This window comes from Pseudomonas sp. P9_2 (assembly GCF_034008255.1).
Classification (GTDB): Bacteria; Pseudomonadota; Gammaproteobacteria; order Pseudomonadales; family Pseudomonadaceae; genus Aquipseudomonas; species Aquipseudomonas synxantha_A.
In genome coordinates this window covers 5,229,140-5,243,542 of sequence record NZ_CP125376.1, presented here as the reverse complement: position 1 = coordinate 5,243,542, position 14,403 = coordinate 5,229,140, and the positions used below count along the sequence as shown (strand labels likewise).

Below are 14,403 nucleotides of genomic sequence, written 5' to 3'. Positions count from 1 at the left end.
ATCGACGCTGTGCGTGGCCCTTTCAGCGAGAGCGAAACAAATGACGAAAAAGAACCTGGTGTATGTCTGGTCCCTGAGAAATGCCGCTGCCGACAAGGCCGGGCAGCCGGTGGCCTATAAGGACCACGAGCGCTACATGAAGTCGGTGCTGGAGTTTCTGGTGGGCTCGCTCAACGACACGCCGCTGGGCGAGGTCTACAACCTGGTGGGCGTGGTGTATGACGACGATGAGCAAAACCCGCGCGACCAGCAGTTGGTCGCGGACTATGGCTTCGCCTACAAGCCGGGCCGCCAGTGGTTGTACCCGGCGGATTTGCGCGTGCAGGGCAAGTTGGTCAATGACCTGCTGCTGAGCGTGCCATCCACCTATCGCCGGCTGCCACGGGGCAGCGCCGAACATATCGCCGGCAAGCAGGATTTCGAGCGGCGCCTGCATGACACCCTGGTGGAGTTGAAGGCCGACATCGTGGTGCTTGACGGTTTGCTGGTGATCCTCGATGAACTGGTGCGTCCGGGCGCGCCGTTTGCGCGGCGCATCATGAACATTCATCCGGGCATCACCCGCATCGAATCGCCTTACGAGCGCCGTGGGGCCTACGCCACCTGGAATGCGCTGTACGGCGCGCGTGGGCAAGCGGTTGTAGATTGGGCGACCAGGCAGACGCAGCCGTGCGAGCCGCTGTACCTGACCGGGGCATCGTTCCATTACGTGGATAACGGTATCGACTCCGGTGAAGTGTTCCACGACGTGCTCAAGACAGAGATTTCGCCCGAGGACACCATCCTCGAACTGCGCTGGAACAACTTCAATAACAGCCTGTTCCCGGCGCTGCACGAAGGCTTGGAGCTGTTGGCCAAGCAAGGCTGAGCACAATCTTGCTGATGCATGGGATCTAAATGTGGGAGGGGGCTCGCTCCCGATGAGGGCATGTCAGTCAATGCATGGGTGACTGACACACCGCTATCGGGAGCAAGCCCCCTCCCACAATTTAGAGCTCGCGCACTACCCGAAAGCCAATCCAGTCGCCGCGTGTCTGCGGATAGATGTTGTTGCGATTGCCCGAACGCGAAAACACCGGCGCCTCACCCCAGTCATTGCCGCGAATCTGGTAAGCCTCACAGTTCGGCTCTACCCACGCACTGCCATCAGTCGGTGCGCCGATGTAGTTCGGGTGCTCGCAATCGGCTACCCGCTCATACACATTGCCGTGCATGTCATACATCCCGAACGCATTCGGCGGGTAGCTGCCGACCGGCGACGAATAGCTATAGCCGTCCGCCGGGCCGTAGGTGTTGGCGTGCTTGGCGATGCTGTAGCCCTTGCCCTCGTCGAACGGGAAGGGGAACGGTCCGGTGGTACCGGCGCGCGCGGCGTATTCACGCTGGGCTTCGCTGACCATGTGGTACGTGTGCCCGGTCTTCTTCGACAACCAACTCACGTATTGCTTGATGTCGTCCATGTCCATGCACACTGCCGGCTGGCGTGGGCCCTGGGGGTAGCGTGGCTTGCTGGCGATACATTCGCGGCCGGGGCGGTCGTCGCCGTTGGCGATCTTCACGCCGGTCTGGCGCACGTAACTGTCCCATTCGCCGGCGGTGATGTGGAAACGGCTCATGGCGAACGGCTTGGCGAAGGTCACTTCATGCATCGGGCCTTCATCGGGCTCGCGCCCCACTTCATCGTCCGGGGTGCCCATGGTGAAGGTGCCGGCGGGTAGCACCACCATCTCGGGGCAGTCCTTGCAGTCCTTGAAGACCTTGCCCGGCTGCGGGGCGGCAGCCTGGGCAAGGTTGGGCAGCAGGGCCCCACACAGGGCGGTGAGTGCCAGGGCGGTCAGGGGTTTGAGTCGGGATGGAGTCATGTGGGCATCTCGTTCAAAGGGAAAAAGGTCATAACCGCTGGCTCAGCAAGGTCATGAAGCGCTGGATCTCGGCTGAGTTGTTGAGCAGGCCGGGCGAGGTACGAATGACCGGGCCGACGTCACGGTCTACCGCGTCCACCACCACGCGGTTTTTCATCAGGTGGGCCGCAACTGCATCGCTGTCCTGGCCCTTGACCCGAAAGAAGGTGAAGCCCGCCGACAGCTCGGGGCTGCGTGGTGTGACCAGTTCGATCTGCGAGTGAGCCAGCAACTGGTCTTTCAGTTCGGTATTGAGCGCATGGATGCGTGCCTGTACCGGCGCCTTGCCCAACTGCAGGTGCAACTTGAAGGCTTCGTCGGCGGCCCAGCGATGTTCGAAGGCGTGGTAGCCGCCGGGTGTCATGGTCGTGGCGAAGTCCTTGTCTTCCGAGAAGGTCGGTATCATCGGTGTGACGTATTTGTTTTCGGTCTCGCGGGCGCACACCAGGCCGGTGCCGCGCGGGCCGAACATCCACTTGTGGGTGCCTGATATAAAGAAGTCGCAGTGCATGTCCGGGAAGTCGAGGTTCTCGACGCCGAAGCCGTGCACGCCGTCGACCACATAGAGAATGCGGTCCGGCTCGTCGCGGTTGCGGTTGTGTTCGTCCACCAGCTTGCCGATCTCGCCGATGGGCAATTTCACGCCGCTGCCCGACTGCACCCACGTCATGCCCAATACGCGAGTGTTGGGGCGGATATTGCGCTGGATATTGCTCAGCACTTCATCGGCCGATACCCGATTGGCATTTTCGAACAGGCGTATTTTACGAACCTGGGTCTGCTCTTTGCGCACTCTGAAATCCAGGCTGAACTCGGTGGCATAGTGCTCGTGCACGGTGGTGAGGATTTCCTGGTCGGCGCGCACCTTGATCCCGCCATAAATCATCGCCAGCCCTTCGGACGTGCTACCGGTGAGGGCGATCTGCGCGGGTTTGGCTTTCAAATAGCGGGCGGCCCACTCGCGTACCTGGCCTTCGCGCTTCCAGGTCTCCTGCAGGTCCCAGTCCATGGCCAGCCCGGGGTTGCGATCGATCTGCTGGCGGTAGCGTTCAATGGCTTCGCGCACCGGCTTGGGGTGCGAGGCCACCAGGAAGTTGGAAAAGTGCAGGTAGTCCGGGTCCTGGTTGAACAGCTGTTTGAGTCCCGTCCATGGGTCGTTTGTAGAGGCTGCCAGTGCCTCGGGCAGCAGTGCGGCGCCCAGTGGCAGGCTCGCGGCAAAGACGCCGGCTTGCTTGAGAAATGTACGGCGGTCGGTCATGGACTTACTTCGTGCTGGTTAGCGATTGGCCAATGGTTTGGCGGCTTTTTGTACCTGGTCCCACACCCGCAGGAAGTTGCCGCCCCACAGTTTGGCAATATCGGCTTCGGAGTAGCCGCGCTGGATCAATTCGGCGGTGACGTTGCGTACTTCGCCAACGTTCTCCCAGCCCTGCAAACCGCCGCCGTCGTTGAAGTCCGAGGCGATGCCGACGTGATCGATGCCGATCTTGCGCACGGTGTAGTCGATGGCGTCTCCCAGGTCCTTGAGGGTGGCCTTGGGTTCTTCTTCAAGGATGGCGTACAGCGCGCTGGCATACTCGCCGAAGCGTTGCTCGGGCCAGGCGGCAATGATTGCATCGCCGGGCATCAAGGCCATGGCCAGGTTGGGCAGTGGTGGCAGGTCGAAGCGTGCGCGCAGGGTGTTGAGCTTGTCCTGGGTCGGCTGGCTCAAGGGGCGCAGGTACGCGGGGAAGCCCACCACCTGCACCACGCCGCCGCTGTTCTTGATCAGTTGCAGTTCTTTGTCGCTGAGGTTGCGCGGGATATCCACCGACGCCCGAGGCGCCGAGTGGGATGCCACCATCGGCGTGCGGCTCAACTGCGCGACTTGTTCCAGGGCCTTGGTCGACATTTGCGATACATCGATGATCACGCCCAGGTCATTCAGGCGATGCACCGCCTGCTGGCCGATCGGCGACAGGCCTTCAAGGGCGTCGGGGGAGTCATTGAAAAACGGTAGTGGGCGCGACGAGTCGGACCAGGCGTTATTGCCGATGTAGCTGAACCCGAACATGCGCATGCCGCGTGCGGCCCACAGGTCCAGCTGGTTGAGGTCGTTGCCCAGCGGGTAGGCGTTGAGCATACTGATAAAGATCGCGAACTTGCCTTCGCCGTGCAGGCGCCGCATATCGTCCGGGGTGTAGGCGATGCCCACCTGGTTGGGAAAGTCGCGCACCATGCCGGAGATGATCTTGTAGCGCACCTCCTGCTCGTGGCGGGCCTCTTCGACAAAACCGTCGGTGGGCTTGTGCGGGGCGTTGTCGCCGTTCCAGATCTCCGGCCAGCCGAAGATCGTCAGTGCGGCACCCGACAATCGGCCCCGCGCCGCCTTGGCCAGGTCGAACTGGCCGCTGCCATCCTTGTCGGCTTCATTGCCCGCCGTGCCGAAATCCAGGGGCAGGGTGATGTGGCTGTCGAACGACAACAGGCGATCCTGCATTTCATTGGCCTGCTTTATCACCTCCAGCGGGTAGCCGGCGTTGCCCTTGAACCATTGGTCCCAGACCAGAAAGCCGGCCCCGGCGCCGATAGCCAGGGCCAACGGCAGGCCGATATACAACGCCTTTTTCGAACGTGATTTTGTCATTGCCATCTCAGTCAGTTGCGGCCTTTGCTATCAGGGAAGAACGAGCACTGGCGGGGGAAATTTAGGCAGCGCTGGCGCGACGGTAAATTTCAGCGGGCTGCAAACGTTCTAGCTCTGATCAAGCCGTTTCCTAAGGTAGCCAATGACAATCTCTCGACGTGGGTTCATCGCAGGCCTGGCGCTGACCGGCGCGGCCGTGCCGGCGGCCTTTTATGCCCATCGCGAGCTGACGCGGGAAGAAGAATTCCCCATCACCCCCGGCGAAGCCACGGTGGACCTGGCCGACACCCAGGGCCAGCACCTGGCGAACACCCTGCGCGGCGTCTGGAGCCTGCGCCTGGCAGGGCGCGATGCCGGCCTTGCGGGTTTGCCGTTGCACGGCCTGGAGCTGCTGCTCGACATCGCCCCTCGTGGCCGTGGGCTGCGGGGTTACCTGGATACCGCCGAGAACCTGCGCGCCGACGGCGAGCCACGCTATCGAGTCTTGGGCGACCTGCTGACGGGCGAGGGCGCCGTGCTCTATTGGCGGTTGATCGACCGCGACTCAGTCGGCGGTGTGCCGGCCTATGAGTTCAAGATGACCCTGGATGAAGTCTGGGCCGACTTCGGCAATGCCGGCAGCGCCACGCTCAGCGGGCAAATCCTCGACCTCGAGCGGCCCCTGGCGTTGACCGAGCGCGACAACCGTTTCATTGCGCACAAACAGCTGTTCCCCGAGGCACGGCAACGCATCGGTCTGAATCCCACCTTGCTGGCCTGGCTGATTTCTCCCGAACACCGCCTGTTTCACCAACTGTGGCACGCCACGCGTGACCAGTGGCACAAGCTCTCCGAAGAAAAACGCGAGGCCCTGCGTGGCATCGGCTGGCAACCGGGGCCCCGTGGTCAGGAGCGCGATGCCCGCGGCAAACGCAAGGATCGCAATGGCTCGGGCATCGACTTCTTCTTCATGCACCGGCATATGCTCGGTACTGCGCGCTCCATGCAAGACCTGCCGTCGTGGCCGCAATTCCCCGCGCCGCAACCGGCGCTGGAGCGTGATCGCCTGGGCTTTGTGCGCTACTTCGACAACCACGACGGCTTCGCGCTGCCGCCCTGTTGGTCGGCGCCGGACGACGCCGACTACACCCAGTGGGTCAGCGATATCAAGGCGGCCGAGACCTACCACAGCAACTTCCAGGTCTGGGAATCCCAATACCGCGACCCGCGCTACCTGGCCAGGATGACCCTGGGCCAGTTGGGCTCGGAGATGGAACTGGGCCTGCACGACTGGCTGCACATGCGCTGGGCCTCGGTGCCCCGTGACCCGTCCAACGGCGCACCGGTGCCGTTCGCCCGTGACCCAGCAGACTTCTCGGCACGCTGGTATGCGCCGGAGAATGACTTCCTTGGCGATCCGTTTTCATCCCACGTCAATCCGGTGTTCTGGCACTTCCACGGCTGGATTGATGACCGTATCGAAGACTGGTTCCGCGCCCACGAGCGTTTCAACCCGGGCGAAGTGCGTCGCCTTGAAGTCAACGGTGTGGCCTGGTTTGCGCCGGGCCGTTGGGTTGAAGTGGGCGACCCCTGGCTGGGCCCGGACACCCACGGTTGCAGCACCACGCCGGGCTTGCAGCAGGGTCGCTCGATGGAAATGGACCCGGAAATCATGAAACTGGCCCTGCGTATTACCTTCGGCGCCGATGAGGACCTGCTCAAGGGCTTGTTCAAACGCGTACCGCGGCGGCCTTGGTACGCGCGGCATTTGAAGGTCACGCCCAAGCTTTAAACGCCATTGGCAGCGTCCTGTTCCAGCTTTATCTCCGCTCTATACAGGCCGCTGACACTTAGAGGGCTACCCGTCTTGCTCATCAGGTACAACTCGTTGAAGTCGGACACGGTGTAACCATCAGCCCTTCTGAGCGGCTGGAACAAGTGGCTGGTCTGCCCACTATTGAGCGCGCGTTCCATGCCGCTGCGCATAGACGCCTCATTGGGGAATTTGGCGAGCCCGAGGTTGGGATCGTAAAAGAACCAGGTTTTTTGGCCATCCACGACTTTCACTCCGGCCGTGACGCCGTGCTTTGGATTGCTGATGAGCAAGGCTTTGGACGTGGTGGCCTTTGCCAAGTCCGCGATGATCATCTCGTGCGTGGCGTTGTGGGTCAGTTGCCCGGAATGAAAGTCGTCTCTGAGCGTGTTTTGATACCTCTCCAGGCTGTTGCGGAATGCTTCCGTGTTGGGGTGCTTGGGGTGCGCCATACTGATGAAGAAGTTTTTGATCAGCGTGTCTTGCTTGTCATCGAGAATAGCCAATGCCATGGCATTGGACAGCGCGGCACAATCGCCATCGGATGGCAGGTTGACCTGACTCAGGTAATAGCCTTGCGGCATGGAGACGACTGTTGCGCCGGCAGCGGTCATGTCGTCACTGAATTTTTTGCTGAACGCAAGGCTAGTCTCAATCGTCTGATTTTGCAGGTGCTTGAACAGCGCCCCGACTTCTGCAGGGGTTAGCCCAGGGGTCAATATCAACTCGCGCAATTGATGCTTTTTCATCGTCGGTGAGAAACCCTCGATCCCCGCAGGGTTGCCCCTGGCAAGCGCCTCTTCAAACTGCATTTGTTGGGCGGTTGGGAGGTTGCCGGGCGATAAATTCCTGGGCGGAATGAGCGTTTCGTAGAGTGCTTTGACTCTGCCTGGCAGTGCCTCCAGTTCGTCAATGCGCCTGGACAAGCTGCCCAGTACGCTGGGTGAAGCCGTGGAATCCGTGGCCAGTTTTTTCAATTGTGTGACCCCCAGATCCGGGGAATAACCAGCAAGGCTGGTCGGGTCGACCGTACTGTACCCCTGATGGAACGCAGCCCCACCTGCGGCGGTTGACCTGGCGTCGGCAACGGCATCGTTGAAGGCTTCCGGTATGGGTTTTGTCGGGTTGAACCAGCTCGTGATCCACTCGTCGAAGGTGCCTTTGATCTCACCCTGGGTTGCCAGCAGCTTAGGGGTGAAGTCCTTGATCGGTGCGCCGTAGGGTTGGCGGGTGATGGGGTCGTAGTGATGCCACTGATTGTTTTTGTATACCGCCACACTTTCAAGGGTGCGCCCGCTGGCTTTGACCGAACCCAGCAAAGCGCTGCCATGTTCCTGGCTGATAGTTTTCAACCAATCATGGCTTTTATCCGTGGCACGTATGTTGGCAAGCCACGCCGTGGTCCTGTTCAGCCCTTTGCTGATCAGGTTTGTACCGCCAACGGCCAGGTCAGCCAACCCGTCCAAAGGGTTGAAGTTGCTCAATGTGACCATGCCGATGACTTTGCCGGTCCGTGCGACTTTGGTCACAAGGGATGCGGCGCTTGCAGCAACGTTGGTCAGTTTGCCGATGGTAGCCGCGCCGGCTGTCAGAAAGCCGAATACATCCAGGGCCAAGTCAAACCCGCCCTCAAGAGTGTTGCCTTTTTTAAAGTTTTCAATTGCCGAGCGGAAAGGAATCAAATTCATGAAGAAATCGTTCACCTGATTGGCTTTCTCATTGGCCAGGTCCTGGGTTGTTTGGCCTCTGGCGTATTTCTCTATGTCCGGGTCGTCGAGATTGAAATGCTCGACGAAGGCATCGGCGATGTGTTGAGTGCGCGTGGTGGCAAAACTATCCATAGCTGCGCCAGTCGTGCGTTCGCTTGCGTGGCTGGCACTGACGCTCGTGGGTACGAACACGTTGGTCTTGAGCTCCACATTTCCAGCATCCCTGGACTCGCGCTCTTTAACCGCCCACCTTTCAACGGGCACGATTGCGCCTTGGGTAAGGTCAATACAGTAGCCAGTGGTTTGGCCGTTACGTTCAATTTTTACCAGCAGGTTTTTTTCATAGACGGGGTTGGACTTGCTCCAGAAGCCCAACTCAGTGGAGGAGTTTCGATAATACGTAATTTTGCCGTACTCGAAGTTCTTGCGGTCTTCCAGGGGCAATTGAGCGATCAGGTGTTTGACGGTCGTGCCAAGGGCGACTTTTTTCTGCTTGATCGTTTCCTCAAAGCGCTTTTCGAAGTTGCCGCTCACATCAAACCGGTAGCGGGCGTTCAGGTCTTTTATCGGTACACGTTTGTCCGCCGATTCAAACAGGTAGGGCAATCTCAGATCCATCATTGCGATGTCCAGCATCGAGTGACGGCCATAGAGCCATGTATGAGCCTTGTTCTGCCCTGTGCGCGGCGTGTTGGTGGTCTTTATCAGCTTTTGTCTGAACAGATCGCCCAGATCGCCATATCGTTCTACCAGCACGGCCATGGCCATTTTTTCGCGAGTAGGGAGTTCCATATCCAGTGCTCGGGACGCGGCGAGCATGTCCTGCTGGCGTTGTGTGAAGGTGGTTTTCAGGCTTTCGAGTTCCTGCAGGCTGTATTGCGTGTCGTCCTTGCGTGCAATCACGTTATGGCAAACCCCCCAATCTACCAGTGCGGCCGTGCGCGCTCGCTCAGCCGCCTCAGGTTGCGCCAGCCTGGCACGTTCACCTTCCTGCATCACCTGGACGTAGGTCATGTTCGGGACTTTTCCCGGCGTACCGGCTTCAATGGCTGCCGCAGCAATCACCAGGTTCAGCCAGGCGGGGCTGCCAGGCCTTACAGTGGCTGGGATGTCCTTGATCAGATAGACAGGCGCTTTCCTGGCCAGTAATGCATACGCGCCGACTTTGGACAGCGCAGGGCTGATCCTGGCGCTGTCGATCAGGTACTTGCTCAATGCATCCAGGACCGAGGAAGCAGGTTTACCCCAGTGGTTCTCGTGCGCCAGATCGAATCCCGCCACTTTATGGCGGTGAGGTGCGGTGATGGATTCTGGGTCCAATTGCAGGTGAATGGCGGCCATCAGGTAGTCCGTGGCGCTGTTGGCCGTGGCAATACCGCCGGACTGCTCCTGCAGGTATTTGCCCAGCGTTTGCCCAGCGGCACCGTTAAGCAAGGCCTCCAGCGCCTGGGCGGGATCACTGTGTACCTCAGTGGGCAGTGGGTGCTCGGCCAGCAAAGCCTCCAGGGCGTTCTGGTAATCTGACCTCATGGAGATAATGCGCAGTCGACTCTGTTCAGCCTGGCTCAGGGGAGTTGACCATGACAACGCTCCACCAAAATCCCCCAGTGGTTGCGCCAGGGCTTTCTGTTTTACCGTATTTATCAGCTCAATCAGCGAAAGCTTGGTGGTCGGTATCGACCAACCCTTGGCCCTGATAAAGCTCTCCAGTGTCGCCCCTTCACTGGGGCGCATAGGAAACGATGAGTCAGGATGAATATCCAGTGGTGCTCTTAAGGTGACAAGTATTGCTTGAGGCGTGGTGTTTACATCCAATTGTGGCGCGATGGCTGCGAGTTTCGTTGCCAGCAGCTGCAGGTCATGCCTGTCGCCGAACCCTTGCTTAAAGGTTTTCGGCGCAATGGCACGCTTCTCGGAGTCGACGGCAGGGAAGGTGGTTGCCGGTTCGATTGCGGGTGCCTGGTGGGGCGGCCTATCAGGCTTGGGGGTATGGAAGGGTCTGTTGTACCAGTGTGATTCGGCGTGTGTAGTCGGGTTGAGCATGGATGGCGGACCTGTAAGTCGAATAGCAAATAGGCAAGTTTCCTAAGGTGTACGCTTGAGCTTCAGACGCCGAGTTGGGTGAAGGAAAGGGGCACCAGGGTTCCCCTCCGGCAGAGAATGGAGTGTGACTAATAGCGACACGCGGTCGTATTACCCCCTGTGGGCTAAACAGCCTTCACGCTTGCTCTTGTTCCCGTAATTGCACACTCATCTGATCGCAACTGCGCGCCCAGTCACTGAGCCATTGGGGCATAGGTGGCGACGTTTCTTCCAGACCCAGTTCGCGCACGAAATCCGACGGCGGCACGTTGCCCTTGGCGCTGCGGAACACTCCACGGATCACCACCACGCCGATCACTCGGCCATGGCTGACGAAGCGGTGCTCCATCAGGCTCCACTTGTGGTCCCAGCCGAGCATTCGGGTGTGCACTTCAAATACCTCGAACAGTTTCAACTCGCGACGAAACTTGCCCCAGGTATCGCCCACGATCGGCACTGCCTTGTGGCGCAGCGCCACGCGAAAGGCACCCGTGCGCAGCACAAAATCCATGCGCGCCACATCTGCCAGGGTGAAATAGCGACCATTGGTGACATGCCGGTTCAGATCCAGGTCCAACGGCCAAACCCTCATGCGCACCACCGTAGTGGCCAGGCCGTGGACCGGTTTGCGCCAGGGGCGGCGCAACAGCATGTGCAGTAATCGAAACCAGAGATTCATGAAAAGACGCCAGACAGTTGAACAATGACCGCACTGTAAAGGTGAGGAATCGGATAAGGTAGGTGCGCAAATGACTTATTTCATGCGAAAAGCGCAAACTGGTTTTTAAATGCACATTACCTTGCTTCTGGCTGACCGATGTTCCGCTGCCAATGCCACCCTCGCCATGGAAGTACTCAGTGCGGCCAACCTGTTTGCGGATAGCCCGTGCTTTGAGGTGGTGCTGGCTTCCCTGGATGGGCAGGCGGTGGTGACATGGGGCGGCCAGCGCCTGGAGGTGGATTGCAGCGTGGCGCAGGTGGCCCGGACCGACCTGGTATTGATCCCAGGCTTTCTGTTTACCCTCAAGGAAGTCTTGCCGACGTTTGCCGCTTACGGCCCTTGGTTGCGTGAGCTGCACGGTCGTGGCGCAGTGCTGGCCTCGATGTGCACGGCCGCGTTTCTCTTGGCCGAAACGGGCCTGTTGCAGGGCTTGCGCGCCACCACCCATTGGGCGTTTACCGAGTTCTTCCGTCGTCGCTATGCCCAGGTCTGCCTGGATGAGGGGCAGATCCTCTGCGAAGAAAACCGCTTGATTACCTGCGGTGGCGCCACGGCGGCGATGGATTTGATGCTGCACCTGATCCGCCGCTTCGGCTCTGCGGAACTGGCTTATACCTGCGGCAAATATTTGCTGATCGATACCGGGCGCACCGAACAGTCGGTGTATGCCATGTGGTCGTTGCCCAAAAGCCACGGGGATAGCGAGATTCTGCGCGTACAGCACTGGTTGGAGCAGCACTTTACCGAGTCATTGGTGATCGACGAGGTGGCCCGGCGCTTCGGCTTTGGCGTGCGTAATTTCAAGCGCCGCTTCAAGGACGCCACCGGTCATACGCCAATCGGCTACCTGCAAACTCTGCGTCTGGAACGGGCCAAGCAGATGCTTGAGTCAACGCGCATGACGCTCGACAGCATTACCTATGCCGTTGGCTATGAAGACAGCAATTCGTTTCGACGCCTGTTTCAGCAGCGGGTGGGTATGTTGCCGGCGGCGTATCGCAAGAAATTCCTGATCGTCCAGGGCTGACCCAAATGTGGAAGGGGCGGTGCGACGATTCGACTTCCCCCGGAGGCGACCTGACAGCCGAGCAAATCGCAGACGAAAAAAAACCGGCTGATCAGGCCGGTTTGGGGGCTCCCGCAAACAGCGCGGGGTTATACGTGGGAGCTCAGCAGACGCTCGGCACCACCTTCGGCCAAGCCACGTTCCTGCAAGCGGTCAGCACCACCTTCGGCCAAGCCACGTTCCTGCAAGCGGTCAGCACCACCTTCGGCCAAGCCACGTTCCTGCAAGCGGTCAGCACCACCTTCGGCCAAGCCACGTTCCTGCAAGCGGTCAGCACCACCTTCGGCCAAGCCACGTTCCTGCAAGCGGTCAGCACCACCTTCGGCCAGGCCACGTTCCTGCAAGCGATCCGCGCCACCTTCGGCGACACGAGTTTCCATCAGGCGGTCGGCACCGCCTTCAGCGACTACCGGGTGGGCAAAAGCGTTTGCAGCGAGTACCGAGAAAGCGAGGCTAAGCAGGATTTGGCGTTTCATGATGGTGTGCTCCGAGTGCTTTGGTTGGGTGCCGTTTGGCATGGGTTTGATGTTACGCGCTGCATGTTTTAAGAGAACTTCATTGCGCTGATGGTGACTATCGATGCCAGCGATGGTCCCGCCTACGGGGCCATCACTGTGGCCGTCATGGCATCTGCGGCAGTTCGTTGGGGCGCAGGTCAAACACCAGCACCTCGGCGTCTTCGCCATGGCTCAGGCGGATCTGGCGCTCGTCGCGCACTCGCACACCGTCGCCTTCCTGCAAGCGCTGACCATTGAGTTCAACGCTGCCGCGTGCCACATGGACGTAGGCGTAGCGATCCGGTGCCAGCTCCAGGCGGGTACTTTCGTCAGCGTCGAACAGCCCGGCATACACCCGTGCGTCCTGGCGCACTTTCAGCGAACCGTTGGCGCCGTCCGGCGAGATGATCAACTGCAAGCGCCCACGTTTTTGCGCTTCACTGAAGTGCTCCTGCTGATAGCGTGGCTTGGCGCCGGCTTCGTTGGGCACGATCCAGATTTGCAGGAAATGCACACCAAGGCGCTGGCTGTGGTTGAACTCGCTGTGGGCCACGCCGCTGCCGGCGCTCATCAGTTGCACATCGCCGGGGCGAATCACCGAACCGGTGCCCAGGGTGTCCTTGTGCTCCAGTGCGCCTTCAAGCACATAGGAGAAGATCTCCATGTCGCGGTGGGGGTGCTGGCCGAAGCCTTTACCCGCGGCGACACGGTCATCATTGATCACCAGCAGGTCGGAAAACCCCTGCTCCTTGGGGTTCCAGTAGTTGGCGAAAGAGAAGGTGTGGAACGACTTCAACCAACCGTGATTGGCGGCGCCGCGTTCGGAAGCTTTGCGAAGGGTCAGCATGGTCCAGTCCTCAAGTGAGCGCGGGCTGCGAGATGCAGGGCGCTTGGGTTGAGAAGAAGGTTAATGGTTAACGAATGATTGATTAAGAAGATGAAAATAGAATAACTGTCAACCTCAAGTTGACAGTAAAAGTCGTGCCATAATGCCCGTCGCACTTCTTCTCGATGGACATTTCCCGCTTATGAAAACCGTGGCCATGGCGCTGTTTCCGGACTTCCTGCTGCTCGACATGGCCGGGCCGCTTGAAGTGTTTTCGATTGCCAACCGCTACCTGCCGGCGGCCGATCACTACCAGATCCTGACCATTGGCACTGAGCCTGGTCCGTTGCGGGCATCCAATGGTGTGGTGGTCCAGACCGATCTGCTGTTGGAACAGGCCCAGGCGGCTTATGACCTGTTGCTGGTGCCGGGTGGCCCAGGTGCCTATAACGAATGCCATCCCGCGTTGCTGCCTTGGCTGAAGGCCGCCGCGCCGCGTGCCCGGCGCTTCGGCTCGATCTGCACCGGGGCCTTTGTGCTCGGCCATGCAGGTTTGCTCGACGCGCACCGCGTGACCACCCACTGGCACTACACCGAGCGCTTGATCAAGGCTTTTCCCAAGGCCATCGTCGAGACCGACCGGATCTACTTGCAGGACGGGCGCCTGATTACCTCCGGCGGCGTCACTGCGGGTATCGACCTGGCCCTGTCGGTGGTTGCCCAGGACCATGGCAAGCAAGTGGCGGTGGACGTGGCCAAAGTCTTGCTGGTGGTGATGAAGCGCCAGGGTGGCCAGGCCCAGTTCAGCCCCATGACGGCTGCGGTAGCGCCCCAGGAAACCGCGATCACCCGCGTGCAGAACCACGTGCTGGCGCATCTTGAGCAGCCGTTTACCATCGAGTCCATGGCCGAACTGGCCGGCATGAGTGCACGCCATTTTGCGCGGCTGTTCGCCAAGGACGTGCAGATGACGCCCATGGCGTTCTTGCAGGGCGCGCGCATCGACCGTGCCCGGCAACTGCTGGAAACCACCGACCTGCCGCTCAAGACCGTGGCGTTTCACGCAGGCTTCGGCAGCGTGCGGCATATGCGCTTTCTGTTCAGTGAAAAACTGGGCCTGAACCCGACCCAATACCGACAACAGTTCAGTTAACGACACAATGTCCGTCTGAGGCACTCGATT

Annotated in this window: 11 protein-coding genes; 4 read left to right on the top strand and 7 right to left on the bottom strand. The window is 60.0% G+C overall.

Going from position 1 to position 14,403, the window contains the following annotated elements:
- Nucleotides 1–40: 40 nt before the first annotated feature.
- Complete coding sequence (locus QMK52_RS23210; RefSeq protein WP_005787640.1) at nt 41–868, top strand: formyltransferase family protein; 828 nt, start codon at nt 41–43, stop codon at nt 866–868.
- 121 nt (nt 869–989) lie between these two features.
- Here QMK52_RS23210 and QMK52_RS23205 read toward each other — a convergent pair whose 3' ends face one another.
- The 3 genes from QMK52_RS23205 to pvdM are packed head-to-tail and all read right to left on the bottom strand — an operon-like array spanning nt 990 to nt 4,527.
- The gene (locus QMK52_RS23205; protein WP_005787642.1) at nt 990–1,862 is read right to left on the bottom strand and encodes a formylglycine-generating enzyme family protein; all 873 of its coding nucleotides are present in this window, start codon (nt 1,860–1,862) and stop codon (nt 990–992) included.
- A 28-nt stretch (nt 1,863–1,890) separates the two neighbouring features.
- Complete coding sequence (locus QMK52_RS23200; protein ID WP_320403485.1) at nt 1,891–3,159, bottom strand: aminotransferase class V-fold PLP-dependent enzyme; 1,269 nt, start codon at nt 3,157–3,159, stop codon at nt 1,891–1,893.
- A gap of 18 nt (nt 3,160–3,177) precedes the next feature.
- The gene (gene pvdM, locus QMK52_RS23195) at nt 3,178–4,527 is read right to left on the bottom strand and encodes a pyoverdine-tailoring dipeptidase-like protein PvdM (protein ID WP_005787645.1); all 1,350 of its coding nucleotides are present in this window, start codon (nt 4,525–4,527) and stop codon (nt 3,178–3,180) included.
- 142 nt (nt 4,528–4,669) lie between these two features.
- Between pvdM and QMK52_RS23190 the strand changes: the two genes are divergently transcribed.
- A complete protein-coding gene (locus QMK52_RS23190) occupies nt 4,670–6,298 on the top strand; it encodes a hypothetical protein (protein ID WP_005787647.1) in 1,629 nt (542 codons plus the stop codon).
- Here the strand turns inward: QMK52_RS23190 and QMK52_RS23185 are convergent.
- Nucleotides 6,295–10,071, bottom strand: coding sequence for a hypothetical protein (locus tag QMK52_RS23185; RefSeq protein ID WP_320403484.1), 3,777 nt, complete (start codon nt 10,069–10,071; stop codon nt 6,295–6,297). The two genes, QMK52_RS23190 and QMK52_RS23185, sit on opposite strands and share 4 nt — an antisense overlap.
- Nucleotides 10,072–10,246: 175 nt before the next feature.
- Nucleotides 10,247–10,789: an acyl-CoA thioesterase gene (locus QMK52_RS23180; RefSeq protein ID WP_320403483.1), complete on the bottom strand. Its 543-nt coding sequence runs from the start codon at nt 10,787–10,789 to the stop codon at nt 10,247–10,249.
- 109 nt (nt 10,790–10,898) lie between these two features.
- Between QMK52_RS23180 and QMK52_RS23175 the strand changes: the two genes are divergently transcribed.
- Complete coding sequence (locus tag QMK52_RS23175; protein WP_194440537.1) at nt 10,899–11,858, top strand: GlxA family transcriptional regulator; 960 nt, start codon at nt 10,899–10,901, stop codon at nt 11,856–11,858.
- Nucleotides 11,859–11,986: 128 nt separating this feature from the next.
- Here QMK52_RS23175 and QMK52_RS23170 read toward each other — a convergent pair whose 3' ends face one another.
- Nucleotides 11,987–12,373, bottom strand: a complete 387-nt coding sequence (locus QMK52_RS23170) for a hypothetical protein (protein ID WP_194440538.1) — start codon at nt 12,371–12,373, stop codon at nt 11,987–11,989.
- Nucleotides 12,374–12,518: 145 nt separating this feature from the next.
- On the bottom strand, nt 12,519–13,241 hold the full coding sequence (locus QMK52_RS23165; protein ID WP_005787654.1) for a pirin family protein: 723 nt from the start codon (nt 13,239–13,241) through the stop codon (nt 12,519–12,521).
- Between the two features lie 181 nt (nt 13,242–13,422).
- On the opposite strand from QMK52_RS23165, the gene QMK52_RS23160 reads away from it, so the two are divergent.
- Complete coding sequence (locus QMK52_RS23160; RefSeq protein WP_005787655.1) at nt 13,423–14,373, top strand: GlxA family transcriptional regulator; 951 nt, start codon at nt 13,423–13,425, stop codon at nt 14,371–14,373.
- The last annotated feature ends 30 nt before the right edge of the window (nt 14,374–14,403 follow it).

What these genes read in the sequence shown, in the direction of transcription:
- pvdM (WP_005787645.1), bottom strand. Translation starts at nt 4,527, where the DNA reads ATGACAAAATCACGTTCGAAAAAGGCGTTGTATATCGGCCTGCCGTTG.
- QMK52_RS23165 (WP_005787654.1), bottom strand. Translation starts at nt 13,241, where the DNA reads ATGCTGACCCTTCGCAAAGCTTCCGAACGCGGCGCCGCCAATCACGGT.
- QMK52_RS23175 (WP_194440537.1), top strand. Translation starts at nt 10,899, where the DNA reads ATGCACATTACCTTGCTTCTGGCTGACCGATGTTCCGCTGCCAATGCC.
- QMK52_RS23190 (WP_005787647.1), top strand. Translation starts at nt 4,670, where the DNA reads ATGACAATCTCTCGACGTGGGTTCATCGCAGGCCTGGCGCTGACCGGC.
- QMK52_RS23180 (WP_320403483.1), bottom strand. Translation starts at nt 10,789, where the DNA reads ATGAATCTCTGGTTTCGATTACTGCACATGCTGTTGCGCCGCCCCTGG.
- QMK52_RS23170 (WP_194440538.1), bottom strand. Translation starts at nt 12,373, where the DNA reads ATGAAACGCCAAATCCTGCTTAGCCTCGCTTTCTCGGTACTCGCTGCA.
- QMK52_RS23200 (WP_320403485.1), bottom strand. Translation starts at nt 3,159, where the DNA reads ATGACCGACCGCCGTACATTTCTCAAGCAAGCCGGCGTCTTTGCCGCG.
- QMK52_RS23205 (WP_005787642.1), bottom strand. Translation starts at nt 1,862, where the DNA reads ATGACTCCATCCCGACTCAAACCCCTGACCGCCCTGGCACTCACCGCC.
- QMK52_RS23210 (WP_005787640.1), top strand. Translation starts at nt 41, where the DNA reads ATGACGAAAAAGAACCTGGTGTATGTCTGGTCCCTGAGAAATGCCGCT.
- QMK52_RS23185 (WP_320403484.1), bottom strand. Translation starts at nt 10,071, where the DNA reads ATGCTCAACCCGACTACACACGCCGAATCACACTGGTACAACAGACCC.
- QMK52_RS23160 (WP_005787655.1), top strand. Translation starts at nt 13,423, where the DNA reads ATGAAAACCGTGGCCATGGCGCTGTTTCCGGACTTCCTGCTGCTCGAC.